We start from the raw sequence: 25569 nt of genomic DNA on the forward strand, positions 1-25569 counted from the left end.
TCGTTTGGATCTTGCAGGGCTCGCCTGCCCTGGTGCCGCACCTGGACATGGTGCGCGGGGAACCGGAGCGGAGCGCGCTGCCGGTCGGCGCCCGGCGCGTCTGCGGCGGCTCCTGGAGGAAGAGGCGCTCAGGCCCGGGGCTCGCGGAGTCCGGGGCACTGCGGCACCGCCGGGTCGAGGGCGGCTTCCCGCCCACGTCGGAGGCAACCAACGAGATCCGCCGCACGTGTGTCGACCTGATGGAGGAGTTCGAGGCACTCCAGACCATCAGCTTGGAAAGCATCGAAGGACCAGGCGGTGAGAGTATTCAGGGCTCGTCGGGCCACGCCTCGCCCGCGAGCCGGTGCTGCGGTCCAGTAACCGACCTCGACAAAAGGCTTGCAGGATGCGACTCCCGCTGGAAGTGCTCGGTGTGTCAAAGGAGGGACCGGGCGCTCCAGAGCTCCGGAAAGAAGCGGTGATGGGCGAGCTGCTGCAGCCAGGTAACGCCGGCCGTGCCTCCAGTGCCGGGCTTGTTGCCAAGCATGCGCTCGACGGCGAGGACGTGGGTGGCGCGCCACATGGTCCCGAGCTTCCCCGAGCCGCCGTTGCTGGGCCTGGCGCCAGACGGTGTAGTCGCCGTCCACAGGCAACTGATCGCGCCCCTCTTCCATGAACCTTTCGGCCATGGCCTGCTCCTGGCTCCGAAGCCACGACCTGCCAAGTTGGATCTTCTCCGACACCGCGGCCCTGGCCAACTCGGTCGACAGGCAGAAAGGCGCCACGGTGTGGTCGGTCGCGGCTACCGGTACGTCCGTCATGGATGGTGGTCTATCAGCCGCCACTGACACCGGTGCCCGGAGGAGGTGTTGGTGGCGGCTGTTGCACAAGGTCTCGGAGAGCGGCGGTGAGCTCGTCAATGCGATGTCCCAACTGCTCGCATCAGGTGGGCGCGGTCGCGGGCGGAGTGACGGAATACGGGGATGTCCGAAGGGACGGAACGGGGCATGCCGCCCCGTCGCCGCCGCGTCCGACCGGAGGAGAAACCACCCGGCCATCCCGGAAGACCGGTCGTTCACCATCGACCAAGTCACCCCCCAGGACTACGCCGCCGTCTGCATGTTCCTGGGCGAGAGTCTGTGCGAGCTGGTCGACGGCGGACAGGGGCCGCCGCACGCACGATCGACGAAGCGCTGTCCGTCCGGACGGACACCCTCGGACCGAAGTTTCAGTGGGAGACCGACTACCCGCACGAGCCGGTACCCGACAACTGGCTGGGCGAACGGCTCGGCGCCTGGAACTCCCTCATCTGCGTGCTGTGGGCGGGGTGGCAGGATGCCGAGGGATACGACCGCACCCGCTGGACGCTGGGCTTCCCCCGCCCGACAGCAGCCGCAAGGACCGCTTGAGTTCAGTCGGCGCGGTGGTAGGCCGCTGCGGCTCCGGCGATGCCGGGCCCGTATCGGGTGCGGGCGCGGTCGAGGGCGGCTTCGAGGTCGCGTGCCTTGTCGTCGCGGGTGTCGAAGGTGAGCTGGTGGGTGGCGTTCTCGGCTGGTGTGAGGTGTTCGGCGCGGAGGGAGATGGTGCGTACGCGGGCTCGTTGCAGGGCGAGGAGTGTGAGGAGTTCGCGTCCGGTCGTGGCGAGGTCTGGGGTGTGGGCGGTGGGTTCGGTGAGTTTGCGGGTTCGGGTGCTCTGGCTGCGGTCGGCGTAGGTCACGGTCAGAGTGAGTGCCCGGGTGACCTCGTGAGTGTTCCTGAGTTGAGCGCCGATCTGTTCGGTGAGCGCGAGGACGGTGCGGTGGTGCTGGTCGGGGTCGAGTTCGTCGTGGTCGAAGCGGTGACTCGCGCTGATCGACTTGGGTGATGCCTGGGAGACGACGGTCCGGTCGTCGATACCGCGGGCCCGGTCATGTGCCTGTCGGCCGGCCGCGGTGCCAAGGATCCGCTGCAGGGTGGCGAGCGGGGTGTCGGCGATGTCGCCGATCGTGCGGAGTCCGAAGTTCGACAGGGTGCGTGCCGTGGCGGGGCCGATGCCGGGCAGCGCCGCCGCGAGCTGAGGCCGTAGGAACGCAGCGATCTCGTAGGGGTCGTGGCCGACGACCGTGACAGTGCCGGGCGGTGTGCAAGCCGCGGCCATCGTCGCGATGCCGACGGTGGGGCCGACGCCCGCACTGGACTGGACGCCGTAGAGCGCGAGGATGCGCAGCCGGATGAGAGCCGTGAGGCCTTCGGCATCCCGGTTCCAGTAGCGCAGGGCACCGGTCAGGTCCACGGTGGCGGAGAAGTCCGCCGGGTGGGCCTGCACCCGGGGGGTCACGCCTTCCAGGACCGTCAGTAGCTGCTCATAGAGCGCGTCATCCTGGGCTGCCGCGTGGAAGTAGATGCGCAGGATGGTGCGTGGGCTGGTGGTCATCCCGGGCTCCCTTGGCTGGTGTGGCCGAGGCGGGTGAGGTCGGCGGAGCGGGTGCCTGCGGGCTGGAGGTCGGCGTAGGGGTGGAGTTTCGCGCCGGCGGTTCCGTTCGAGAGGGTCCGGGCCGGTGCATGAGCGGGTGTGGGTTGGGCGGGGGTGGGGGCGGGTCCGTGGCGGCCGAGGAGGTCCAGGACGGCCTGGGGGCCGTGGTCGCGGCGTGCGGCGGCGAGTGTTTTGAGGTCCCAGGCCATGGTGCCGACGACGGTTCTGCGGGGTCCGCGTGCTTCGACTGTTCCGCGTATGAGGAGCAGTCCGTTGTGGAAGACGGTGTGGGCGCAGGCGGCGTGGCTGTCTTCGAAGAAGGCGATGTCGAGGAGGCCGGAGCCGTCTTCGAGCGTGACGAAGATGATGCGCTTACCCGAGGCGATGGGTGGAGTCTGGGTGGAGGCGCGGACGCCGGCGACGAGGACCTGTTGTCCGGGGTGCATCGTCTTGAGGTGGGCGGCGTCGGTGGCTCCGATCTCGCGGAGCAGGCGGTGGTGGTGCTCCATCAGGTGCTGGGAGACGTCGATCTTCAGGACACTGAGTTCTGCGTCGAGGCGTTCGCGGCTGTTCATCTCCCGCAGTCCGGACGGGCCGGCCGTCATCAGGGCGTCGTCGATGGGGAGCTGCCCGGCGCCCGGGCGGCTGCGCGTGTGGCGGTGGAGTTCGGCGGCCTGGAGGAGCAGGTCGCGGCGTGTCTGCTCGGCTTTGAGGTGGTCGAGGGCGCCGATCTGAATGAGGCGTTCAGCGGTCGGGAGTGCGGGGTGGGCGCGCTGCCAGAAGTCCTGGAGGGAGTTGTAGGGCTGGCCGGCGGCGATCCGGGTGACCTGGTCCTCGCTGATGCCCTTCACCGAGGAGAGGGAGAGCCGGACGCCGAAGCCGGTGCCGGTTTTCTCCACGGTATAGGTGGGGCGGGAGTGGTTGACGTCGACGGGCAGGATCGGGACGTTGTGGCGGCGGGCGTCGGCGACGATGACGCGCAGCGGCCACATGCCGGGGTCGTGCTCCAGCAGCCCGGCATACAGGGCTGCCGGGTGGTGGGCCTTGAGCCATGCCGACTGCAGAGCGGGGACGGCGAAGGCGACGGCATGCGCCCTGCAGAAGCCGTAGGCGCCGAACGAGGAGACGATGTCCCACACCTCATCCAGCACCTTCGGTTCGTAGCCGCGGGCACCGGCCTCGTGGCGGAACCAGGCTTCGAGTTTGGGCAGGCGTTGGTCGTCGGCGAGGCAACGGCGGGCGACTTCGGCCAGGGCGCGGTCGCAGCCGGTCATCACGGCCAGGATGTCGATGATCTGTTCGTGCCAGATCGTGACGCCGTAGGTGTCGGCGAGGACGGGTTCGAGGTCGGGGTGGGGGTAGGTGGGGGCGGCGCCGTGGCGTGCGGCGATGTACAACGCGGGCATTCCGCCCTGGACCGGGCCCGGCCTAAACAGACTGATGTCGGCGATGACGTCCTGCGGGCCACGGGGCTGGAGCCGGCCCAGGAGATCCTGCTGTCCAGGTGACTCCAGCTGGAACATGCCGACCGTGTCGGAATCCTGGATGAGAGCGAACGCGAACTGATCGTCGAGGGGAACCTGGTCGGGGTTGTCCAGGTCGAGGTGCTGCCCGGTCGTACGCCGGATCTCGGCAACGGCATGCGCCATCGCCGACTGCATCCGCACCCCCAGCACGTCCAGCTTCAGCAAGCCGAGGTCCTCGACGTTCTCTGGGGGTTCAGTGGGGGTGGTGTGACGTTGCAGAAGCCCTCTCATAGGGTCCTACTGCAACAGGTCTCAGGGGGTGTGGCTCTGCGGCGGATCGTTGCGATCGAGCCGTGGAGGCAGAGTGAAAGTACGGGCTTTTCGTGTCGTGCTGCCGTCGGGTACCCGGTACTGGACGGTGGTTGACGACGACTTCGAGGTGGTCAAGGAAGCCGATCGGTTCCTGCGGGAGATCCGGCTCGCAAGGGGTCGAGCGGAGACGACAACTAAGGCGTACGCCGAGGGAGTCGTGCTGTTCTTCCGCTGGTGCACGGCCACGGGGAGGGACTGGAGGACTGCAGCCCAAGACATGGGGCTGTTCATGCTCTGGCTGAAGTGGACACCGGGCCGCGGCGGCAACGCTCCGGTCGTCGTGCCGGGGCCGGGGGCGAAGCCCGTTCGGGGCGAGATCCGGGTGAACAAGGTCCTGACCGCGGTGCGGATGTTCCTGCTCTACGGCGTCACGAACAAGCTGGTGCCGGCCTCGGTGCTGGAGCAGATCTACGAGGTCGGTGACACCCGTGATCTGCCCGAGGCTGCCCAGGGCGAGAGCGACGGCATGCGGTTGCGGCTGCGCGCCCGGCACCGGGTCCAGGAGCCGGAGACGGACATCGACCGCGCCAGCGACGAGGAGGTCGTGGCGATGTTCCTGGCCTGCCGTTCCGCCCGCGACCGGCTGACGCTGCTGCTTCTCTCCCGCGTCGGCCTGCGGCCGGGACAGGTCGCGGGTCTGTACCGCAGCGACTGTCATCTGCTGATCGACTCCAGACCGCTGGGATGTGACATCGAGGGCGCCCACGTTCACATCGCCCGCCGACAGAACGAGAACGGCGCCTGGTCGAAGTCGAAGAAGACCTGGGCGATGCCGGTGGATTTCCTCGTGGTTCAGGCTTTCGATCAGTACGCGCTGGAACGCCATGAGCAACTGCCCTCCAGCGACAGCGACTTCCTCCTGATCAACCTCTTCCGGCCGCCCTACGGCAAGCCGGTCACGACGGACGCGATCGGCGAGCTCTGCGAGTCCTTGTCCCGCCGGGCCGGCCTGGGCCGGATGATCACGCCGCGGATGTGTCGCCACGCCATGGCCAGCAACGTCGCGGACGCCGGCGGCTCCCTGGACGAGGTCCAGGCCCTGCTCGGCCAGAAGAACCCGCACTCGCCCAGGCCCTATCTCCACCCGAGCCGCACCCGGCTCCGGGACGCCATCGAGCGAGTCCCCTCTCCCCGCCTGCAGTTCGGGGGCGAGGGCCGATGACCATGATCAACGCCGTCGTCTCGTCCGCCGACTCCCCGGCGGACGAACTCAACGATCCCCTGCGCGAGGCCATCACGCCGGAGTTCCTGCAGCTCATGGGCTGGGACCCGCAGATCAGGCTGCTGTTCATCCCGCGCGACCACCCGCAGTTCAGCGCCCCGGAGTGCCTGGTCGCCGGCTGCGACAAGATGGTCTACTACGCCTTCCAGCAGGGCCTTTGCGTCGGCTGCATGCGGCGCTGGGAGAAGAGCGGACAGAGCATCGAGGAGTTCGCCGGGACCGCGAAGCGGTACTGGCGGGCCATCGGCGAGGTCCCCTGCCAGGTTCCGCAGTGCGCCCGGCCCAGCAACGGCCTGGCCACCCCGCTCTGCGCGGCTCACCTCTATCAGCAGAAGCGGATCTACAAGATCCCGGTCGAAGAGTTCGTACAGCATCCCGACGTCGTCCCGCTGGAGGCGTTCGGCCCTTGCAACGTCGCCGCGTGTTACCGGCAACGTCAGAGCCCGGCCGGCTACTGCCCCGCGCACGCACAGCGCCGTCGGGCCGCGATCCGCAAGGGAACGCTCGGCGACGAGGACCACTGGCGCCGCACCACGAACGCGATCTCGCAGAACGGCGTGATCAGCCTGCGCGGACTACCCGATCGAGTGGTGCACGAAATCCTCTACGGGCTGCAGGAACGCGTGGCTGAGGGCGTGAGGCAGAAGGACTACCTCCTGCGGCCGTTCTGCGACCGAGTCCGTTCCCAGCAGGTCGCCACCCTCGGCGAGCTCGACCTGAGCGCTTTCAACCACCAGACGAAGAACATCGCCACGGGCTTCCTCAAGCACCTCGGCCGTGTCGGTCTGACTCCGGAGACCGAGCGGCACAAGGACATCTGGTCCGGCTACGCGTTCGGCATGGTCGGCAACATCTACTTCGACAAGATCAGTCAGCTCTGGCTGCGGGAGGCCACGAAGTCGTGGGCCCTGGACGACATTCCCAAGCGTCGGGGCAAGAGCCGGACCGCCGTCCAGTCGCACATCAACGCGATCGTCCAGCTCTCGGACAGCCTGCGGCTGAACCGGCCCGATCGCGGCGAGGACGTTCGTGCCCTTGAGCGCGTCGACGTGACGATCTTTCTGCACCGGCTGCGGTTCCTGAACGAGCAGGGTGAGCTCAGCGGATACGCGCACGTCCGCGTGGTCCGTTACGTCCGGCGGCTGCTGAGCCGGATGCGGACCTTGGGTCTGACCCAGCGCGATCAGCCCCTGCACGGGATCAGCGAAACCTTCGGCCTGCAGGCCGAGGACGTCCCGGACGATCCCGAGGACAACGAGGCCGGCAAGGACCTGCCGGCCGAGGTGATGACTCAGCTCTGCCAGCACCTCGACGGCCTCGAAACCACGGGATCCTCCGAGATCCGCACCGGGGTCGAGCTGATCATCGACACCGGCCGCCGCCCCGCGGAGATCTGCAAGCTTCCCTACGACTGCCTCGAGCGTGATGACGACGGCAAGCTGACGCTGGTCTATGACAACCACAAGGCGGCCCGAAAGGCCCGTCGCCTGCCCATCAGTGGCGAGACCGGCGCCGTGATCATCGCCCAGCAGGAACGAGTACGGGCACGGTTCCCGAACACCCCCACCGCCGAGCTCAAGTTGCTGCCCACTGTGTTGACCAACGCCACGGGCACCAAGCCGATCACGGCTGAATGGCTGGCCGCCCGCCATCGCGCCTGGGTCGAGGGACTGCCCGAGTTCCTGGTCCCCACGGTCGTCACGATCAAGGGCCGCCAGGTCACCAAGATGCTGCCGTTCGACGAGGCGAAAATCTTCCCCTACGCCTACCGGCACACTTACGCCCAGCGGCACGCGGACGCCGGCGTCGCGCCCGATGCCCTGCAGTCCCTTATGGATCACCGCCAGCTGACGACCACTCAGCAGTACTACCGGGTCACCGAGACCCGCAAGCGCGAGGCCGTCGAGCGGGTCACCGCGATGCAGTTCGACCGGAACGGCAACCGTGTCTGGCGCAAGGCACAAGCCCTGCTCGACTCCGAGCACGCCCGCCGGGCCGTCGGCGAGGTCCAGGTCCCCTACGGACTCTGCACCGAGCCCACCAACGTCCAGGCCGGCGGGCACGACTGCCCCGTCCGCTTCCGCTGCGTCGGCTGCGATCACTTCCGCACCGACGTCTCCTACCTCCCCGACCTGGAGGCATACCTCGCCGATCTCCTCCGCGGCCGCGAACGCCTCGCCGCCTTCGCCGCCGATTCATGGGCCAAGGCCGAGGCCATGCCCTCCGACGAGGAGATCACCCGGGTCCGCCGCCTGGTCAAACGCGTCCGCGAAGACCTCGAGGACCTCACCGAGGAGGACCGCATCCAGATCAAGGAAGCCGTCGCCACGGTCCGCCGCACCCGCCGCGTCGTCTCACTCGGCCTGCCCCGCATCAGGCCGCCCCAGGACCTCCGCCCCGAAAGGCCCGCAGGATGACCAACCCCATGATCGAGGGCAAGCGCGCCGACTCGGCCCGCCGCCGCGAACGCGTCCTGAAAGCCATCGACGCCGCCGCCAAGAACGGTGGGGACATCACCGTCTCCGGCCTCGCCAGAGCCGCCCGGGTTGACCGCACCTTCCTCTATCGCCACCCCGACCTGCTCGAACGCGTCCATGCCGCCGCCAACACCCCTGTTGAGGAGGGCCGAACAGCAGCGGTCAGTCGGACTTCGCTGCAAACCGACCTCACAAACGCACTCGAACGCAACAAGCGTTTCGCGGCACGGGTCCGCCAGCTGGAGAGCCGCCTGTCTTCCCAGCTCGGCGATGCCATCTGGGCCGAATCCGGTCTTGGCGCACCCGTCGACATCGACCACCTCCAGCGTCGCATCGCTCTCCTCGAGCAGGAAGTCGCCGCCAAGCAAGGCGAACTCGACGAGCGGACCGAGGAGCTGGAAGCTGCTCGAGCGGCCAATCGGGAGTTGACCCGGGCCCTGAACCACCGGCCTTGATCACGACTGGCCACGGTCCGTTCTGATCGCTCAGGTCACCCACGCCGGTTCTCGGCGGCCAAAGGCCGCCGAGAACCGCTCACGGGACAGTCTCTAGGGGCGGCGGGCCAGCAGGTGGGCATCGAGGAAGCCTCGCTCGGAGGCCGGGTCGTGGACCAGCCGAGCGAACGGGACGAGCCCGGCACCCGCCAGCAACTCGGCAAACCGGTCCACCGGCCAGCTATAGGCGGGCGTCACCTTGTGGTCGAAGCGAACCGGCTCCGACCCGTCAGTCGCGAAGAACGAGACCAGGAGCAGGCCCCCTGGCGCCAGGACACGCACCTGCTCGGCGATCAGCGCGGGCAGTTCCCCGGGCGGGGTATGAATCATCGAGTAGTGGGCCAGCAAGCCACCGAGCGAGCCGTCCTCGACCGGCAGCGCCTCCATCTTCGCCTCATCGAACCGCAGCGCCGGATGGGCCCGGCGGGCGTGGTCGACCATGACCGGGGAGAGGTCGAGCCCGAAAGCGTCCAGTCCAAGGTCGTGCAGCATGGCCGTCAGATGTCCCGGCCCGCACCCGACGTCAGCTGCCCGCAAGTTCCCGTTCTCACGCACCAGTTCGGCGAAAGTGCCGATCATGCTCCGCGAGAACGGCTGCGTCTCCAACCGATTGGCAAACAACGATGCATACAGCTCGACGACCCCGTCATAGGCCGCCCTGGTCTCGTCCTGGTATCCCACGGGAGAGAAGCTAACACCGGCACACAACTGGCTGCCTGTCACACGGTCACGAACCGGCCCTAGCACCACAGGTGTTGTGATGCATAAACTCACCTACTAGGTCGCTGAGCAGCATCAACGTGAGACAGAACCCACGGCAACAGCATCGACCCCCAGAGAATCGACGTCTTCCTTATCGGCCTGGACCATCGGGTACTGGCCGCCCGGGGTGGGCTGTACCGGGAGCCGGTCCAGCAGCGTCGAGTTCGAGAGGATCACCCCGCACGGGTGCATCGCGATCCCCCGCGGCAGCTTGTCCAATCCCTCGGCCAGCTCCCACAGTCGTCCGTACGCACCGGCCTCGGCGGCGAGCTGGCGCAGCTCGGGGAGTTCCTTGAGTGCGTCTTGGATATCGCAGGCCCTGATGTGCGGGAACGATTTCGCGATCCGGTCGACGGTCTGCGGCGGCAGGCCGAGCGCGAGACCGGTGTCGCGCAGTGCGTGGCGGGCCCGCCACGTTTCGGGCATGCCGGTCACCGCGACCCGCTCGGAGCCGAAACGCTCGAAGATCCGGTCGTAGACCTCCAGCCGTCGGGCGGACTCCACATCGATGTCGATGTCCGGCAGCGACGACCGCCGCTCGGAGAGGAAGCGTTCGAAGAGGAGGTGGTGCTCCAGGGGGTTCGCGGTGGCGACGAAGAGGCTGTGGTTGACCATGGAGCCGGCGCCGGATCCGCGGGCGGCGACCCGGATGCCCATGTCGCGGATGTCGGCGACGACCTGGGCGACCGCGAGGAAGTACGGCTCGTACTTGAGGCGGCCGATGATGCCGAGCTCGTAGTCGAGCTGCTCGACCGCACGCCGGTCACGGTCCAGGCCGCGGGCGACCATCCCCGCCTCGCACCGCTGGACCAGCAGCCGCATCGCCCCACCCGCACCTGGTCCAGCACCGACCACGGTCGGCTCCGGGAAGTGCGGGACCCCGAGGCCGAGGTCGGCGACCGGGTCGACAACGCACCGCTCAGCTGTCCGGACGGTCTCCGCCAGCAGGGCTGCCGCGCGGCCCTGGCCAGCGCCGGCGGCCTCACAGATCCGCTCCGCCGCCAGCGTCATCTCTGCCGGTCCGGTGAGCCAGCGCCGCCCGCAGTCCAGACGGGACCGGTCGATCGGCCGCAGAAGCCGGGCCGAGTCCAGAACGTCCGCGATCTTGTGCTGACCCGGGTCGGAGTACCGGACCGCGTTGGTGAGGACCGTGGGGATCGAGAGGCGGTCGGCGAGCGTGAGGGTGTGGGCGGCCAGGCGGAGTGAGCCGGGGCCGGTGCCGTCCAGGCCCCAGTGCAGGACCTCCATGCGCAGGTTCGGACCGATCAGATCACGCCACGGCGCGAGGAGCTGCTCGGCGATGTCCGGGCGACCGGCCGACAGCGCCCGGACGGGCTCGGAGGCCGGGCCGAGCATGACGATCAGGCCCTGGTCGGCGTACTGCGCGAGGACCGGCCAGGCTACGACCGGCGGGCCACCGGCCGCACTCGCGTGAGCCGCGGACACGATCCGGCACAGCCGGGCCCACCCGGCGACGTCCCGGGCCAGCAGCGTCACACGCAGCGGTGCCTGCTCCACGTGGGCGCCGCCCCGAGCGGGCGTCCGCAGGCTCTCTGACCTGGCCTGGGGTGCCACGGGGGCGACTGCGATGTCGACGCCGAAGACCGGCCTCACGCCTGCCGCGGAGGCCGCCTTCGCGAACCGGACGATGCCGGTGACCGTGTCCCGGTCGGTCAGCGCGAGCGTAGTGATTCCACGCTCTACGGCCCGCGCGACCAGGTCGTGGGGGTGTGAAGCGCCGTAGCGGGCCGAGTAGCCGCTGGCGACATGCAGATGCACCCCACCACTCATCACGACCTCCGGCCACATGCTCCCAAATACGTCCAAACACCCTGTCTGGATTTCAACCCTACTCGAACTTAAATCGAACACGCGAGTTCCCCGACCGCCGACGGCCGCTGCGTTGCGGGTGTGACTGAGCGTCGTAGTTGGCCAGTGAGCGCGATAGTTGGCCAGTCTGAGCAATGGCATTCGTGCAGGTCAGTGTGGGTGCCCTTGCTCTCTAGGGGTATCGCCGAGGTGAGCCCAAAAGGGGCCATGGGGTGATCTTGGTCGGCTGGCAGTTGGTCGCCCCTGCGCGATCATGGCGACTTGTTCTGGCGCGCTCGGCCTGGTCCTCAACGCCTGGTGTTCAGGAGAAGGCGACGAGGTTCAACGCGCTGCTCACGAACGCGGTCATTTTTCAGCGCGCAGCCGCCGCGCCCCGTCTGGCCGCTCGCGTCGACAGGTGCTGCATCCGTACGGCGGTGGGTAGGTTCGGAGAGGTCTTTGCTCTGATGTTCACCCCATGAAACCGCCGCTGCCGGCGCCCCTTCCTGGGTTGTCCGACCAATGGGTAGAAGCCTGCGTGGGCGGAATGCTGGTGGTTGGTTGCGAGGGGTAGTACTCCTCTTCTGCTTCCCATCCCCCTACGTCAAGCCTTACGAGCCGTCCTCCAGCTTTGTCTTGAGCTTTGTCTTGCTGACGCTTGCATGCTGAGCAGAGGACCCAGTACAGCCGTTCCTCCACGTTGATCACCGTGACGTACGGGGGACTCCACTGCTTCTCCTTCAGCAGTTCGATCATCCAGTCGAAGTGCTTGGCTCGCGTCCTTCGCAGCCGAGGTCGCTTCAGAACGCAGCATGCGCATTCGTCAGGGTCATGCATGGCGCCGTACTTCAAGGGGAACGGTTCGGCGTTCATGACGGCCCTCCTTCCGAGGGGCGGCATTACACCGCTGGCTCTAGTCGAACACGGTCGAGGTTCGCTGTCATGGGCAGCCGACTCGATCCCTGCCGGAGGCCAGCCACGGCCTAGCTGGCCTTCCGGTACGCGCCAGCGGGCCCGGCCAGACGGAACTGCCAGCCGACCAAGATCACCCCATGGCCCCTTTTGGTCTCACCTCGGCGATACCCCTCTACGGCCGCGCGACGAAGCGCCCGGCCGCGCGTGCCTCGAACGTCCGGAAGCATGCGTCTGCGCAGGTCAGAGGGTGTGGCCAACTGGGATGCCCAGCCTGGCCAACTACGATGCTCAGTCACAGTTGTGACTTAGCGCTGTACCTGGCCTCTTGGCGCCGTGGTTGGCCGGTCGGAGTGTTCTGGTTGCCCTGCGCAGTCTTCGTCCGGCACACCGTGCCCCCGCAGCGGGACGCCACAGCACCTCTTTCGAGCCGGGTCACCGCAAGGCGCAGCGTGACCGGACGCAGTTGTGGTCGGCGGCGTTCAGCAGCGAGGTGAAACCGGTCGGTGGCTCCGGCGTCTCGGCGCGTTGTCGTAGGCATGCGCGATCATGCCGTCATCGGGCGGAAGATCACTGGGAGGTAATTCGATGAATGGCTTGGCGAGGGACTTGGGCTGCCCGGACCGGTGCGCCGCGGCGGCGGAGGTACTGGCCAGGGGCGGGGAGGTGGCGGCGGAGGCCATCGTGCGTGAGCTGGCGGATGTTTCGTCGCCGGTGCAATGGCTGGATGCGCTGCCCGTGCTCCAGCGCATTGGGGGCGCGGCGTTCGACTGCCTGGTCCAGGGGCTTCTCGACGCGTCCAGGGGGGAGGCCAGGGACAGGGTCGGCCTCGCGTTCACATGGTTGGGCGCGGGTTTTCTGGACCAGTACGTCACGGCGACGTCGCATACCTCGGCGTTCGTCCGCGGACAGGCGGTGGTCGGGATACGGCGCTGTGATGGGGCCGGTGTGTCGGCGGTCCCTGCTATGTTGCCGTTGCTCGGCGACGTTGACCCTGAGATCGCCCAAGAGGCGCAGGACACCTTGGAGATCCGTGGCAAGGAGATCGAAGCCGACCTTGTTCCTCTCCTCCAGCAGATCCGGCGGGCGGGGCCCGGCCGACAGCGTGCCCGGGCGCTGGCTGTCCTCGCGGCGCTCGGCGGTGAGGCCGTGCTGCCCGCGCAAGACGTGGCGGCAGTCGAGCGCCTCATCCGCGTGAAGCTCCCCGATGACCGGCCGACGGCGTCGGGGGCCTGCTGGAATCACTGGATCGCGGTGCCGAGCGGGGATCAGGCCGGGATCATCAGCATCCTGGGCCTCACAGACCCCAGACCGGTGACCTTCGCGCTCGGCAACGACATCGTGGACTCCGACGGACACGACGCCGAGCCGGGGAGTCACGGGCGCTTCACCAGGGTCTTCGTCACCCCGGAACTCGACGGCTGGACCTTCGTGCTCGGCGCGTGGTGCAACCCCTGCCACGCGGAACGGAGCCAGGACGTCCTGAACCTGTGCACTCTGCTCAGCTCACGCTACGGACGCGCCGAGGCGTACTACTACGGCGCTCAAGGCGATGGCTCCGCCTGGCTCGTCACCGAGCACGGCAAGGTGATCCGACGCTACAGCGAGACCGGCGAAGGCGAGGACCATCTGCTCACCCTGGGCGATCCCCTTCCGTTCGAACAGACACGCAGAGAGGAGCTCGGCCTCCAGCCCGTATGGGACGCCGCGCTGGAATCCGAGGACGACGCCGACGAATGGCAATGGGCAGCGTTCGAACTCGCACCCCAGATCGCCCAGCATCTCGGGACCAGCCCTCTACGCATCGGCTCGGAGACCACCTCACGCGGTGTCGGCGTCATCGCCCTGACCCCGTACGGAGTTGCCCACGGCGTGCCAACAGGCACGTACTGCATCTAAAAGAGTGGTGGAACAACGGTCACGAAACCTCGAAGAACCCCATGGCCCGGACGGGAGGCACCTGCCGCCGCATCATGCCTCCCATCCGGGCCGGCGCTGTTACGCGACTGGCGTGTACTGAACGATCGTGTCTTCGCAGGGCCCTTCGGCGAACACCGTCAGCGCCTGCAGTTCCGGGGTGTCGACAGCGAGCTGCCAGCGGAGCTTGGTCGCTACCCACTCCCCCACGTACCGGCACTGCGCGTCCGCGGCCGGCGGCATCCACTGGGCCGGATCCTGATCAGACTTCTGCCGGTTCGTACGGGCCGTCACCGCCACCAACGACGCGGCAGCACCCTGATCATTCGCATACGCCTCACGGCGGGCGGCCGTCCAGGCCGAGGCCCCAGCTGGCGCGGAGCGTCATTCCAGTTGTGCGGTATTCGTCTTGATGGGGCTCTTTCGTTTGGTTATGCCTGCGGTTCCCTCGGCGGCCAGCCGGATCGAGATCGTGTACTGGTTGACTATGCGTCGTGACCGAGATGATCGAAATACCAGATGCAGAGGGTGACTGGGAGCCCGCGACAGAGCTCCAGGCGAGTGGGCGCAATCCGGCGCGGCAGGCGTCTATGTTCCAGAGCGCAACCTGGCCGTTGAGCTCGCTGGCCCTGCTCTCAGTGGACCTGGAGGCGGTGGCGCGGCGGCTGAAGCTGACCCTTGAGACCTCGTGGGACGGGCACGGCAGTGTGCGGGCGGCGTTCTTCGTGCTGGACGGGACGGACTTCGTCGTCACCCACCACGAGGGGGACACTCCGGGAACCCACGTGTGGACCCGCAAGGGTGGGCCTGTCGATCCGGCCGCCCGCGCGGGCGGCCTCCTCGCGGCTCTCGGCGTCGGGCCGGAGGCGGTCTCGTACTCCACCTGGGGGGCTGGCACCGACCTGTCGCACGTGCCCGCCGCCTGGGGGCGCGGCCGGGGCAAGCCGACGCTGTCGCACCAGGACCTCTGGGCCAGCTTCAAGACGCGCCCAGGGATGTTCTTCGGCCGTGTCACTTTCACGGCGGCGGTCGCGTTCCTCAACGGCTACGACATCGCCTCCGACAGAGCCCTGCTGCACGGGTTCCAGGAGTGGCTCGCAGCCAAACTGGGATACGGCTGGAACCTGGTGTACTGGGCCTTGGCCGAGAAACTGATCTTTCCCGACGGCCGCCCCGAGGAGCCCTGGTCACCCGAGACTGAGCAGCACGCCGTGGCTGGCCTGATCGGCCTGATCGACGAATACTTCGACAACCTCGCCGGTGATCCGGAGGAACGCCCCGAGACGGTCTGACCGAGGGCCCTGGACTCATACCCGGGTGAGGATCCTGACTCCTCGATCGAGCGGAGGACCACGTGCAGGTCATCCCGCAGGGAAACGATCCTGCAGGCATACCGCTGAACTGGGATTTCACGGAAACTCCGGTCAGAGCCAGTTTCGGAGATCCACATCAGCCTCTCGAACAGGTAGTACGAGCCGCTCCTCATCCCAGCTTGGGAACGCCCTTGAGCGCGCCCCGTTGCGCTGAGCCCGTTACCGGACAATGAGGTGGCGTGTGGTGAACCTGGTGCATACGATCCCGGGATGGCTGGAATGTCGATCACCGTATGCCTGCCCGGTTCGGCTGCGAAGGGGGTGGACGAGGCGGTCGCGGAAGCGATGGCACCGTTTGCAAGTGACGGTGTGGGCGGCGTGGAGCGGGACGTATGGGACAGCTATCGGATCTGCGGTTCCTTGGGCCTGCCGGTGCTGGCGGGTCACGAGGGCGATCCGCGGTTGATCGCTGATCGCCCGCGCTGGGACGGTTCGCTGGAGCCCACGTTGCCCGGGGAGTGCGCGGGAGGACCGCGGGTGCTGATCGACTTCCGCGACGCCCTCCGGGCGGAAGCCGCTGACCACGCGGGTCGGGTGTGGGATCGTTGGCAGGAGGAAGTTTCCCGCCACCCGGATCCAGACGACGAGTCGGTGTTCTTCCACCGTCACTTGGCCGCTGCAGGGACCAGGGACTCGTACGAGACATCGCAGGAGGCTGCCGACTACCGGGCGCAGCCAGCCGTCCGCGCCTGGGCGGATGTAGCGCCGGTACTGGCCCGGCCCGACATCGCCGACCACTTTTCCTTTCGTTGGGACCCGGTCGGAATCGGACAACGCAGCCGCGAGGAATACGCCAGGACCTACGAGTTCAGCCTGCTGCCCCTGCGCAACGTGCTGACGCTCAGTGGGTGGTGGTACGAACTTGGTGATGCTCCCCTGCACGGCGCATGCCACGGTCCCCTCAAATGCGTCCACGAGCCGGACTTCGGCATGGAACACGAGAGAGTTCAGGCGTATCTCATCGCGCTGCCCGCCGAGACTCTGCTCGTCAACGTGCGCTGCCACGTCTGATCCGTCCCACCCATATGGCGGTTCGACGCCACCGTGCAGTGGTGATCATGGGACCACCTCTACCGATAACCGGGCGGTGACGGGTTGTTGGTTACCCGGTCGATAGCGTGCCCTGCCCGGAGTTGACGCAGAAACGACCGGACAGCTCAGGTCGCCCGGCTGCTGGACCGGCGGGCTTCGAGGTAGGCGGTCCAGTCGGTGGACGCGCGGCGGCGCCACTGCTGGGCGGTAATGACGTGGAGGCCGAGCATCGGTGCGAGGACGGCCGGCGGCAGGTCCTCTGCGAGTTGGATCAGCGCGGTGGTGCGGGCCGGGCGAATGGGGATGTGGTGGGCGGCGAGGCGGCGGCACAGGGCGCTGGAGGAGAGGTGCTGGCCGGGCCGGATGCTGGGGAAGAGCCATCGGCGGGGTGAGTTCGCGGCCCACCCGGAGGGCGGTGCCTGGTCGGCGAGATCGGCCAGGAGGCGGGCGAGGGGTTCGGGCAGCTGGATGGGGGTGTGGTCGAGGACAAGCACCGCGTGGCCGTCGACCGTGTTCAGCGCGTCGGTGGGAAGGGCGGCGATGCGGGTGACGTGCTGGCCGAACAGGAGCAGGAGTGCTCCGGCGACGCGGACTTCGAGCGCCATGGTGGTGTCGGCGAGGCACTGCTGGAGGAGTTCCCAGTGGGAGTCCTCGTCGAGGCCGTCGGGGGCGGCTTTGGGCCGGTGGGGGATGAGCAGGGGGCGGCTGTGGCCGCGGCGGGCGGCCCAGACGATGAAGTCGCGGACCTCGTAGCGCGTGCCGGGGTTGCCGGCGAGCCAGGCGTCGACCTCGTGCTGGGTGACCTCGGCGAGCGCGAGGCCGTGCTCCTTCATCGCGGTAAGGAACCCAGCGGCAAGGTTGATCCGCGTGTAGGCCCAGCGGATTCGGTGCTTGAATCCGGCCCTGCGCCGCGCGGCGCGGCGAGCGCGAGGCAGGAGCGACCAGCGGACATATGAACGCAGGAGCAGAGCGTGCTCAGGGTGTCGCTCCACGACCTGGCCGAGGTGGCGTTCGATGCGGGCGGCGACTTCGTCCCGTTCGGGCAGGGCCTGGTAGGTGACGAGGACGCCGCGCAGGTAGTCGATGGTCTGCATGCCGCCACGGCCGCCGACGCGGGCCAGGGCATCCAGATCTTCATGGGTCAGCGGCCGGCCGGTGACAACGAGGCCGGCCAAGAGGCGGGCGGAGTGCGAGTTGCGGATCCAGTTCAGCGCCGTCCTCGGCTGCTCGCACTCCGTGAGCGCCTTTCGCATCCGCGTGTACTGGCCGTCCGGCGCGGATGGTGCCGGGCCGAACACGGTGCCGAGTTCGTCGTGGAGGGTGCAGCGGTCGCACAGCCCGCGGACCATGTAGGAGCGCGGGCCGGTGCAGCGTGGGCACGCGTACGGGTCGCCGTGGCCCGTGCAGGGGCCGCACACGCGGCGGCCGTCAGCGCGGGCGATCAGCACCCGCAGGTTGCCGCAGGCCGGGCAGGTGCCGGGGTGACTGCGGGCATGGCGGTAGCAGGGTTTGCAGACCGGGCCGAGCGGCCAGCGGGCGCAGACGGGGGCGTTCATGGCGCATAGCGCGCACGGCGCGGGCGGGCGTGGCCGGCAGTTCGAGCAGGGGTCCATGGGGGCAGCTCTGCCGCACGCCGAGCACGACTTGGAGGCGGAGACTTCGGCACGCTGGCACCTTGCGCACCGCTGATGGCATGGCCGGGGCCGGGTCTCGCCGCACACAAGGCACGGTCCGACGTTGCCGCGGGCGGCGAGAACACCCTCGCACCCCAGGCAGACCCGCCCGCCCGGTACCGCCCGCCGCAGCGGCCGGACGCGTCCGCAGCGCAGGCAGGCTGGCGCCTTCACCCCAGCGATCCCGGCGTCGGCCAGGGACGTGATGAGCGCCTGTACCGAGCGCGGCGCATCGGAGGCGCCGCTGACCAGAGCGTCGGGGTGCCGGCGAAGGTGGTCGCGGATCCGTGTGCGCGCGGGCGGCGTCATATCGGCAACGATCCGGGCCGCGTCCTGGGCCGACAGCTCAGGAAGGAACTCGGTGATGCGACCGGCGAGCTCCACCCACGCCCGCGGGACAGCCCCGCCCGTCACAGGCCCTCCGGACGCAGGACGCGCACCCGCCTCGCCGACGGGGCGACGGCCGGCCCGTCGATGTCGCCTGACGCTGTCGGCTTCGCGACCTGCCGACGAACCTCCCGGACCTGGATGAGGTCAGCCGGCGAGCAGTCCAGGATTCCGCACAGTGCGGCAAGCGTGTCCGTCGACAGCCGCTGCGGAGGCTGCGTGACCAGCCGGAACACCTGCTCGCGCGACAGGTGCACCCCGTACTCCGCGAGCAACGGCACCAGGTCAGTCGTCTGGTACATGTCCCGTTCGGCCATTAACCGGCGCAGGTTCCACTCGAACCCCATCCTCTTCCTCACCGCGGCCCCAGTCCCTTTCCATCCGTGCGTTCCATCCGGCGCCGCAACGACGCCTCCAGCAATCTGTTGCGGTACTCGTCCGACACCCACGTGTACAACGCCGTCGTCGCCGCATAGGCGTGACCGACCTGCTCCTGGACGAACCGCTCCGGATACCCGAACTCGATCAGGTGCGTGATGTACGTGTGCCGAAGGCAGTGCAGATCCAACTCCGGTGGCAGTCCGGCGTGTTCGCGGACGATGGCGAAGACCTCGTCCAGGCGCCGCACCCCGAGCCGCCCGCACCGCTCGGTCACCCAAAGCGCCGGATGCCGGCCCGGTGAGAACCTCGACCGGACCTCGTCCACCCACTCCTCAAGGACCGGGACGATCCAGTCGACCTCCGGCACCGTCAGCACCGTCCGGCGCTTCGGCGGACTCCCGCTCGAGGCCTTGCCGAACCGCACCTCCAGCGCACCGAACCGACCGTAGTCCTTCGCTCTGGGGTTGTGCCGCAGGTCCGGCAGGTCCAGCATCGACGTCTCGCGGCGCCGGGTGCCATACGCGTAGACCTGCTTGAGCATCACCGCGTCCCGCCACGCGGCCAGCACGCCCTTGCGACGTTGTTTGCGCGTCTGCTCGACCCGGTCGTCGGCGGCGTCGAAGAATGCCTGCAACTCGTCGTACGTCAAAGCCCGCCGTCCGGGCCGGCCCTCGAATTCGGCCACATGGTCGGCCGTGTTCCAGTCGTGGCACACCTGCACCGGGACCTGCCCGAACGCCTCCTCGCAAGCAGAGGCCCAGCCATAGCGGCCGTCGGCGATGAACGCGCAGAACATCTGCAGATCGCCCTGCTGGCCACGGACCGTGGAGTGCGCCAGCGGCGCCGGGCACGACAGGCGGTGCGAAAAGTACGCCTCTACGTCCTCCGGCGTCCACTCCCACGGATACGTCGCGGTGAAGAGCGCGAACCGCCGCACAAGACTCAACCGGTCGTCAATCGTCTTGCGGGACAGCAGTCGGCTCTGCTGCTGTCGCTCCCAACCGCGCAACATCGCCTCGAACATCGCCGGGCTCGGGTCCAGCGCCCGTACGTTTCCCGGGACGATCAGCCGAAACGCACCCGGCACATCGACACTCCGCACGGCCACTCCCACGGTTGCATTCAGTGCAACATCGTGGCGTTGGCTCACCATCGCCCGAGGCCAGATGCCCCGGCGTCACCTGAACGAGCTACTGCCCCTCTGCCTTCGACCAGGTCACCGCCATGCCTAGCCGGTTCCGCATTGATGCGTCCGAAGCAACTCCGCCTACTTGGAGTCCCAGGCTTCCGCGAGCGGGACCATGTGGTCGATGTCCAGGGCCCCGGGGTTGGTGACCTCCTGGCCGTCGTAGTAGGAGATCCACGTGCCGCCGGTCAGCTTGCAGCCGGTCTCCACCGTCGGCGCAACGACCGCTTCCGCCAACAGGACCTCGGCGCGGGTGTTGCACCCGTCGGACTTGTCCTCGCCGGAGTTCCAGTGCTTGAAGGAGCTGCGGGTGTATCCGGCACGGTCCTCCTCCGTCGCCTGCACCAGGCCGACCGCGTCGGCCAGGGTGGTCACCTCAGCCGTTGGGGCGGCCTGAGCGGCGGGAGCGGAGAGAAGGGGGACAAGGGCGAGGGAGAGTGCGCTGAAACCGCGCACGAGGTTCTTGATCACCATCGCGTTCTACCGGCCGTACTCCACTCCCGGCGAAACCCGGTACCGCGCGATCACCCGCCCGGGGGACAAGGTTCACCGCAGGAACGCTTCCGCACCGCGCCTGCCCCGCACCGCGGCATGCGTCGTGCCGGCGCTGTCTTTCCAGGAGCTCGCACGGCCGATCGGTTGGCCTGCATCCACGCACCGCCGCCAGCGGCATCGCCGGTCTAGTGTCCCCGGGAAGGAGGCTAGCCTCGGCGCCCGATGAGGTGGCCGAGTCCCTCTGTGGGCCTGCAGAGCCATCTGAGAAGAGGGTAAGTGACCCACGAAGTAGTGGGCGCTGACCTGGCCGCGCTCTTTGTCGAGAATGTGCGGGGCTTCATCACGGTAGATAAAGCGGAGGTAGCGGCGGCGGATCGGCGCTCCCGCTGTCAATAGCCCTGGTGAGCCTGGCCTGTAAAGAGGCTCACTTCGCTGGCACACAGAACGTCATTGTCAGTACCTCCGGCCATAGTGCAGTTCATGATCAACGAACTTGACGTCATCGCTTGGTCGTCGATGGGCCACGCCTACGGCCCGGCGGACGATGTACCCGGCTGGCTCCGGGCTATGGTCTCGCCCGACCCAGGGCTCCGGGAACGGGCGTTGGGCGAGTTCTACAGCGCGGCCCATCACCAGGGTGACGTGTACCCGTGCACGGTGGCGAGTCTGCCGTTCCTGTTTGCGCTAGCCGACGATCCGGGGACCCCGGACCGTGCCTCCATCATCGGCCTACTGCTCAGCATCGGACGTGAATCCGTCGACCGCGACGACGGCTGCGTCCGCTACGGACCTGACGGCACCGCTTCGACGGCCTGCACGGACGGTGCCGCGATGATGCGCGAGCGCGCCGACGCGTTCGTCGCCTATGCGGCCGACGCAGACTCGGACGTGCGCCGTGCCGCGATCGAGGGCCTTGGCCTCTTCCTCGACGACGCCGACCGCGCGGTGGCCATCCTTCGCTCCCGGTTGCCGGCCGAGCCCGGGATCGTCGAACGTCTGCTCGTCGTCAAGACGATGGCCCTCCTGGCTGGGCGACTGCCAACAGCACGCACGGCAGCCACGGCCTGGCTCGACTCGCTGGCCCAGGACACGACGGCGGACCCCGACATCCGCCTTGCCGCTCTCGTCCACCACGCCGGCTGCGTCCCGGAGAGTATCGGCGAGGACACCGTGCCGACCGCGATCAACCTGCTGCGCCAGCTCACCCCCGCACCGCCGCCCAAGACCGGCGAGCACACCCGCGGGGCCACATCCAGCGCATGCGCGTGTACCCCAGCTGTCGAAACACCCTCCCCGGGCGCGCCCCCGCAGATCGCTGCCGCGTTCGCCGACATGGAACGGCACAACCGCATCCACGCGCCCACCACCGGCCTGCTTCGCACCTTCCACCGTGTGCTGGACCACCGTCTGCCGGAGCGCACAGCCCTGCTCACCGAGCAGCTCCGCAGTCCGGACCCCGCCACCCGCTACGACGCGATCCGCATGGCCCAGGACTTCATCAACTCCTGGCGCGGCGACCACACCCTCCTGATCGTGCTCGTCGCCGAGTGCCTGAACCTTGAGGACCCTTACACCGCCGCAGCAGCTGCGGAAGCCTTGCGTGGCCTCGCACCCGTCAGCGATGTCGCCTGCGAAGCCCTCGCCGGCTTCGTCGCCGCCCACCACACCGGGCACGGGCCGAATGGGTGGGCGGCACCGCACCCGCTGACGCGCCGAGCCCAGCAAGAAGCCATCATGGCGCTGGCGCGCCGCGATGACATGCGCGCCCTTCCCGGGCTGCTGGCTGCCCTGGACGAGGACGTCGACGCCTGGCGCGCCATTCAGGTCGCAGGCCACCTGCGGTCGGGCGCCAAGGACATGGTGCCGCGGCTGCGCCGCCGCCTTGCCGCCGTTGACTTCTCGCAGGAGGGCCCCGACTTTAGTGCCGGATCCCTGACCACGGCGCTGGCCCAGCTAGGCAACCCCGACGCCGTTCCTACGATCACGCAAGCGCTCACCGCGACAGTCCGCCACGAACACTGGCGTACGGCCGCCTCCATGGTGTCCAAGCTCGCGTCGTTCGGTACCAGCGCCGCAGCAGCCCTGGACGTGGTCCGCCCACTGGCCGACGCAACGGACATGGAGCTCCGGGCAGCCGCGACGGCAGCTCTGTGGGCTCTTGAACGCGACCCGGCGACCGTCGTGCCCCGCCTGCACAGCCTTCTCGACACACACCAAAGCCGCAGTGCGGCCGACGTGCTGGGCCGGATAGGCCCGTCCGCCGCAGCCGCACTGCCGCAACTGAAGGAGATGATGGCCGACGGATACGAGTGGACCCGCCTCCACGCCGCCATCGCGGTATGGGACATCGCAGGCGAGAGCGAGGCCGAGTCCATCATGCGTGTCCTGCTGGACGTCTGGGAGAAGAACGACGCCACCGCGCACCACATCGTGACGTTCCTCGACCGTATGGGCCCCGCCGCGGCACCGGCCCTGCCCCGCCTCCGGGCAGAACTCGCCGGTCGCCAACGCAGCCGGGGCCTCGTCCACGACGAAGAACTGCAGCGCGCCGCCCGCAGCCTGCAACTGCGTCTGCCCATGGCGCAGGGCAGGGACCGCGAGCAGTGGGAACTGATTCCGGGCGTCGGTATGGGCCCGCTGCGTCTGGGGATGTCCCCGGCCGAGGTCACCGACGCGCTCCAGGAGCCGGCGACACCCGCCGGCGGCCCTTACGCACAGGAAGACTTCGCCGGCGCCGGGGTGAGCGTCTTCTACGACGACCCAGGGAAGGTGGCGTGCATCGCGCTTGGTGCGGTCACCGGCCCCCAGACCTCCCTCGACGGTGTTCTTCTCGCCGGTCAAGACCCTGAGCAGATGGAACAGTGGCTCCTGTGGGACTACGCCGCCGAGCACGGAGGAAACGTCCTGTTCACCCCTGACGGGTCGTTCGCCCTGACCGACCTCGGTCTCCTCATACGGTCACAGCAGATCGGCGCCAACCGCTTGACACGCCCGCTCCTCGTGATCGAGGACTGGTTCGAATCGCAGTATTACCGTGAACACCTGCCACTCGAAGCGCCCCAACCGCAGGACGGCTAACACCAGCTCTGGTACCTGCCCTCGTACGCGTCCGGTCGCTGCTCGATTACTGAGGTTTTCGTGTTGTCGTCGGGTGGTGACGGTTCAAGATCCCTGCGGTATGCCGGTGGGGTGAGGTATTCGGAGGGTGGGGGCCTGACCGCTGAGCGTCGGGCGTTTCGTGAGGAGATCCGGCTTCAGGCCGGGCGACGGTTCGCGGCGGGTGAGAAGACCGCGGTGATCGCGAAGGACTTGCGAGTGAGCGTGCGGTCGGTGGAACGCTGGCGCCGTGCCTGGCGTGAGGGCGGCATGGAGGGCCTGCGTTCCGCGGGTCCGTCGAACTCACCGACCATCACCGATGCCCAGTTCACTGTGCTGGAGGAGGAACTCGGCAAAGGCCCGGCGGCGCACGGCTTCGATGACGAACGCTGGACCCTGGTCCGGGTCCAGGTGGTGATTCGCCGTCGGCTGCGAGTGAGCCTGTCGGTGGCGACGGTGTGGCGGCTGTTGAAACGGCACGGCTGGTCCTGGCAGGCGCCTGCCCGCAGAGCACTAGAGCGTGACGAGCACGCGGTGGAGCTGTGGAAGAAGGAGGTGTGGCCCCGGGTAAAAGGCTCGCGGCGGCCTCTGGGGCCTGGATCGTCTTCGAGGACGAGGCCGGCTTCTCGATGACGCCGCCCCGCGCCCGCACCTGGGGCCGGCGCGGGCACACCCCCGTCATCCGCGTGCGCGGCAGGTCCCGCCGCCGGACCTCGGTTGCCGCGCTGTGCTGCTACAAGCCCGGCGAGAAGAGCCGTCTCATCCACCGGCCCCGCACGCACCTCCTGCTCAAGGGCGCCCGCAAGAGCTTCTCCTGGCAGGACTATCGCGACCTCCTGGTGCGGGCACACATCCAGCTCGACGGACCGATCGTCGTCGTCTGGGACAACCTCAACACCCATCTGGCCGCGGGGCTGAAGCGGTACGAGGCCGAACACGACTGGCTCACCACCGTCCGGCTTCCGCCGTATGCACCGGACCTGCATCCCGTCGAGGCCGTCTGGTCACTCGTGCGCAGAGCAATGGCCAACACCGCTTTCACCACACCCGACGACCTCGACCGCAAGCTCCGCAGCGAGTTACGCAGAATCCAACTCCGACCCCGTCTCATCGACGGCTGCCTCACCGCCACAAGACTGGTCATCAACCCGCCGACCCCGCCTTGAAAACCTCAGTAGGCGCGGTTCTTCCGGGAGGCGTACGCCTTGTCAGCCCGCACGCGATCGGGGCGGACGCGTGGCCGGCCCGACCCGATGCGAGGCACGCGAACCTTCTCCAGCACCGGTTCGAACTGCGGCGAGTCGCCGCGCTGCCCGGCGGTCACCAAGATCGACATGGGCCTCTGGCCTTGCTCGACGGCCAGGTGCAGCTTGGTGGTGAACCCGCCGCGCGAGCGTCCCAGTCCGTGATCTCCGGGCTCGGCGAACACACCGCCCGGTGGTTCCTTCTGCAGGTCACCCTGCTTGCGGGCCCCGGCCGCATGCTGATGAGCGCGGCACACGGTGGAGTCGACACTCAGGTCCCACGTGATCGCGCCTTTCGCGTCGGCCAGGGATTGGAGCCGGGTGAGTATGCGGTGCCAGGTGCCGTCCCGCTGCCACCGGCGGAACAGGTCGTAGACCCGGCCCCACGGCCCATACTGGGCGGGTACGTCCCGCCACGGAACACCGGTCCGGACCCGGAACCGTATGCCGTCGATCAGTTGCCGCCGGGACCAGACAGGCGGCCGCCCTGCCTTCGCCCCCTTCGGCAACAACGGCTCCAGCGTCGCCCACTGCTCGTCCGTGAGATCTCCCCGACCCATGAACCGTGATCATTCACAGCCCAAGATCCACTTTCGATACACGGCCTAGAGCTGCGGGCTGAGGCCGAACTGCGTCGTCAGGTCGGTGAAGAGCTCCTGGGCGGCTTCGTGCAGCGCCGTGTCCCCACCGTGCGGGTGTAGGTAGCCTGGCCGCCTCCCAGGTATCCAGGAACGCTGGCAAGAACGTCTTCCACGCCCTGAATAATGGGGTCACGGTCTTCATCGACATGTTCGGCATGTTCGGATAAATCAGCGGCTATCGCGGACGGGCGGCGAAGCG

At 68.4% G+C, this 25569-nt stretch carries 20 protein-coding genes and 3 pseudogenes; 10 read left to right on the forward strand and 13 right to left on the reverse strand.

The window, feature by feature from the left end; all coding sequences use genetic code 11:
- Positions 1-415 precede the first annotated feature (415 nt).
- Positions 416-562 (reverse strand): tryptophan 2,3-dioxygenase family protein, encoded by a 147-nt coding sequence (locus tag ACFWSK_RS31305; RefSeq protein WP_383793536.1) that lies wholly within the window; start codon positions 560-562, stop codon positions 416-418.
- A gap of 556 nt (positions 563-1118) precedes the next feature.
- Between ACFWSK_RS31305 and ACFWSK_RS31310 the strand changes: the two genes are divergently transcribed.
- Entirely contained in the window at positions 1119-1388 is a 270-nt protein-coding gene (locus ACFWSK_RS31310; RefSeq protein WP_383793538.1) for a hypothetical protein, read from the forward strand.
- A 2-nt stretch (positions 1389-1390) separates the two neighbouring features.
- Here ACFWSK_RS31310 and ACFWSK_RS31315 read toward each other — a convergent pair whose 3' ends face one another.
- Both ACFWSK_RS31315 and ACFWSK_RS31320 read right to left on the reverse strand, forming a co-directional pair.
- The gene (locus ACFWSK_RS31315) at positions 1391-2392 is read right to left on the reverse strand and encodes a hypothetical protein (protein ID WP_383793541.1); all 1002 of its coding nucleotides are present in this window, start codon (positions 2390-2392) and stop codon (positions 1391-1393) included.
- On the reverse strand, positions 2389-4122 hold the full coding sequence (locus ACFWSK_RS31320; protein ID WP_383793544.1) for a hypothetical protein: 1734 nt from the start codon (positions 4120-4122) through the stop codon (positions 2389-2391). The genes ACFWSK_RS31315 and ACFWSK_RS31320 overlap by 4 nt, the downstream gene beginning before the upstream one ends.
- A gap of 139 nt (positions 4123-4261) precedes the next feature.
- Between ACFWSK_RS31320 and ACFWSK_RS31325 the strand changes: the two genes are divergently transcribed.
- The 3 genes from ACFWSK_RS31325 to ACFWSK_RS31335 are packed head-to-tail and all read left to right on the forward strand — an operon-like array spanning position 4262 to position 8423.
- Entirely contained in the window at positions 4262-5431 is a 1170-nt protein-coding gene (locus tag ACFWSK_RS31325) for a tyrosine-type recombinase/integrase (RefSeq protein ID WP_383793547.1), read from the forward strand.
- Positions 5428-7908 carry a tyrosine-type recombinase/integrase gene (locus ACFWSK_RS31330; RefSeq protein ID WP_383793550.1) on the forward strand — a complete coding sequence of 827 codons (2481 nt, stop codon included), beginning with the start codon at positions 5428-5430 and terminating at the stop codon, positions 7906-7908. The genes ACFWSK_RS31325 and ACFWSK_RS31330 overlap by 4 nt, the downstream gene beginning before the upstream one ends.
- An 8-nt stretch (positions 7909-7916) precedes the next feature.
- Positions 7917-8423: a DUF6262 family protein gene (locus tag ACFWSK_RS31335; protein ID WP_233416276.1), complete on the forward strand. Its 507-nt coding sequence runs from the start codon at positions 7917-7919 to the stop codon at positions 8421-8423.
- A gap of 93 nt (positions 8424-8516) precedes the next feature.
- Here ACFWSK_RS31335 and ACFWSK_RS31340 read toward each other — a convergent pair whose 3' ends face one another.
- The 3 genes and pseudogenes from ACFWSK_RS31340 to ACFWSK_RS31350 form a co-directional block, all read right to left on the reverse strand.
- Entirely contained in the window at positions 8517-9143 is a 627-nt protein-coding gene (locus ACFWSK_RS31340; RefSeq protein WP_053676365.1) for a class I SAM-dependent methyltransferase, read from the reverse strand.
- A gap of 147 nt (positions 9144-9290) precedes the next feature.
- Positions 9291-11015: pseudogene (locus ACFWSK_RS31345) on the reverse strand (PHP domain-containing protein); the annotation flags it as partial.
- A gap of 489 nt (positions 11016-11504) precedes the next feature.
- Positions 11505-11906: a hypothetical protein gene (locus ACFWSK_RS31350; protein WP_383793554.1), complete on the reverse strand. Its 402-nt coding sequence runs from the start codon at positions 11904-11906 to the stop codon at positions 11505-11507.
- Between the two features lie 627 nt (positions 11907-12533).
- On the opposite strand from ACFWSK_RS31350, the gene ACFWSK_RS31355 reads away from it, so the two are divergent.
- Positions 12534-13844 (forward strand): HEAT repeat domain-containing protein, encoded by a 1311-nt coding sequence (locus ACFWSK_RS31355; protein WP_383793556.1) that lies wholly within the window; start codon positions 12534-12536, stop codon positions 13842-13844.
- A gap of 99 nt (positions 13845-13943) precedes the next feature.
- Here the strand turns inward: ACFWSK_RS31355 and ACFWSK_RS31360 are convergent.
- A pseudogene (locus tag ACFWSK_RS31360) lies at positions 13944-14234 on the reverse strand (HNH endonuclease); the annotation flags it as partial.
- Between the two features lie 122 nt (positions 14235-14356).
- Between ACFWSK_RS31360 and ACFWSK_RS31365 the strand changes: the two are divergent.
- The gene (locus tag ACFWSK_RS31365) at positions 14357-15154 is read left to right on the forward strand and encodes a hypothetical protein (protein ID WP_383793559.1); all 798 of its coding nucleotides are present in this window, start codon (positions 14357-14359) and stop codon (positions 15152-15154) included.
- 300 nt (positions 15155-15454) lie between these two features.
- Positions 15455-16246 (forward strand): hypothetical protein, encoded by a 792-nt coding sequence (locus ACFWSK_RS31370; protein WP_383793562.1) that lies wholly within the window; start codon positions 15455-15457, stop codon positions 16244-16246.
- Between the two features lie 146 nt (positions 16247-16392).
- Here ACFWSK_RS31370 and ACFWSK_RS31375 read toward each other — a convergent pair whose 3' ends face one another.
- The 4 genes and pseudogenes from ACFWSK_RS31375 to ACFWSK_RS31390 form a co-directional block, all read right to left on the reverse strand.
- On the reverse strand, positions 16393-17823 hold the full coding sequence (locus tag ACFWSK_RS31375) for a hypothetical protein (RefSeq protein WP_383793565.1): 1431 nt from the start codon (positions 17821-17823) through the stop codon (positions 16393-16395).
- Between the two features lie 527 nt (positions 17824-18350).
- Complete coding sequence (locus ACFWSK_RS31380; RefSeq protein ID WP_383793568.1) at positions 18351-18686, reverse strand: helix-turn-helix domain-containing protein; 336 nt, start codon at positions 18684-18686, stop codon at positions 18351-18353.
- The gene (locus tag ACFWSK_RS31385) at positions 18683-19810 is read right to left on the reverse strand and encodes a tyrosine-type recombinase/integrase (protein WP_383793571.1); all 1128 of its coding nucleotides are present in this window, start codon (positions 19808-19810) and stop codon (positions 18683-18685) included. Before ACFWSK_RS31385 ends, ACFWSK_RS31380 begins: the two co-directional genes overlap by 4 nt.
- A 171-nt stretch (positions 19811-19981) precedes the next feature.
- Positions 19982-20368: pseudogene (locus ACFWSK_RS31390) on the reverse strand (HNH endonuclease); the annotation flags it as partial.
- 501 nt (positions 20369-20869) lie between these two features.
- Between ACFWSK_RS31390 and ACFWSK_RS31395 the strand changes: the two are divergent.
- From ACFWSK_RS31395 to ACFWSK_RS31405, 3 genes are all read left to right on the forward strand, one after another.
- A complete protein-coding gene (locus ACFWSK_RS31395; RefSeq protein WP_383793574.1) occupies positions 20870-23467 on the forward strand; it encodes a HEAT repeat domain-containing protein in 2598 nt (865 codons plus the stop codon).
- A gap of 111 nt (positions 23468-23578) precedes the next feature.
- Entirely contained in the window at positions 23579-24118 is a 540-nt protein-coding gene (locus tag ACFWSK_RS31400) for a winged helix-turn-helix domain-containing protein (RefSeq protein WP_383793589.1), read from the forward strand.
- Complete coding sequence (locus tag ACFWSK_RS31405; protein WP_383793592.1) at positions 24115-24651, forward strand: transposase; 537 nt, start codon at positions 24115-24117, stop codon at positions 24649-24651. The genes ACFWSK_RS31400 and ACFWSK_RS31405 overlap by 4 nt, the downstream gene beginning before the upstream one ends.
- Before the next feature lie 5 nt (positions 24652-24656).
- Here the strand turns inward: ACFWSK_RS31405 and ACFWSK_RS31410 are convergent, their stop codons facing one another.
- The gene (locus ACFWSK_RS31410) at positions 24657-25289 is read right to left on the reverse strand and encodes an IS5 family transposase (protein WP_383793577.1); all 633 of its coding nucleotides are present in this window, start codon (positions 25287-25289) and stop codon (positions 24657-24659) included.
- 77 nt (positions 25290-25366) lie between these two features.
- Positions 25367-25569, reverse strand: a 203-nt coding sequence (locus ACFWSK_RS31415) for a hypothetical protein (RefSeq protein WP_383793580.1), incomplete at its 5' end; no start/stop codon positions are given.

The organism is Streptomyces sp. NPDC058620 (genome assembly GCF_042717135.1).
Lineage (GTDB): Bacteria > Actinomycetota > Actinomycetes > Streptomycetales > Streptomycetaceae > Streptomyces.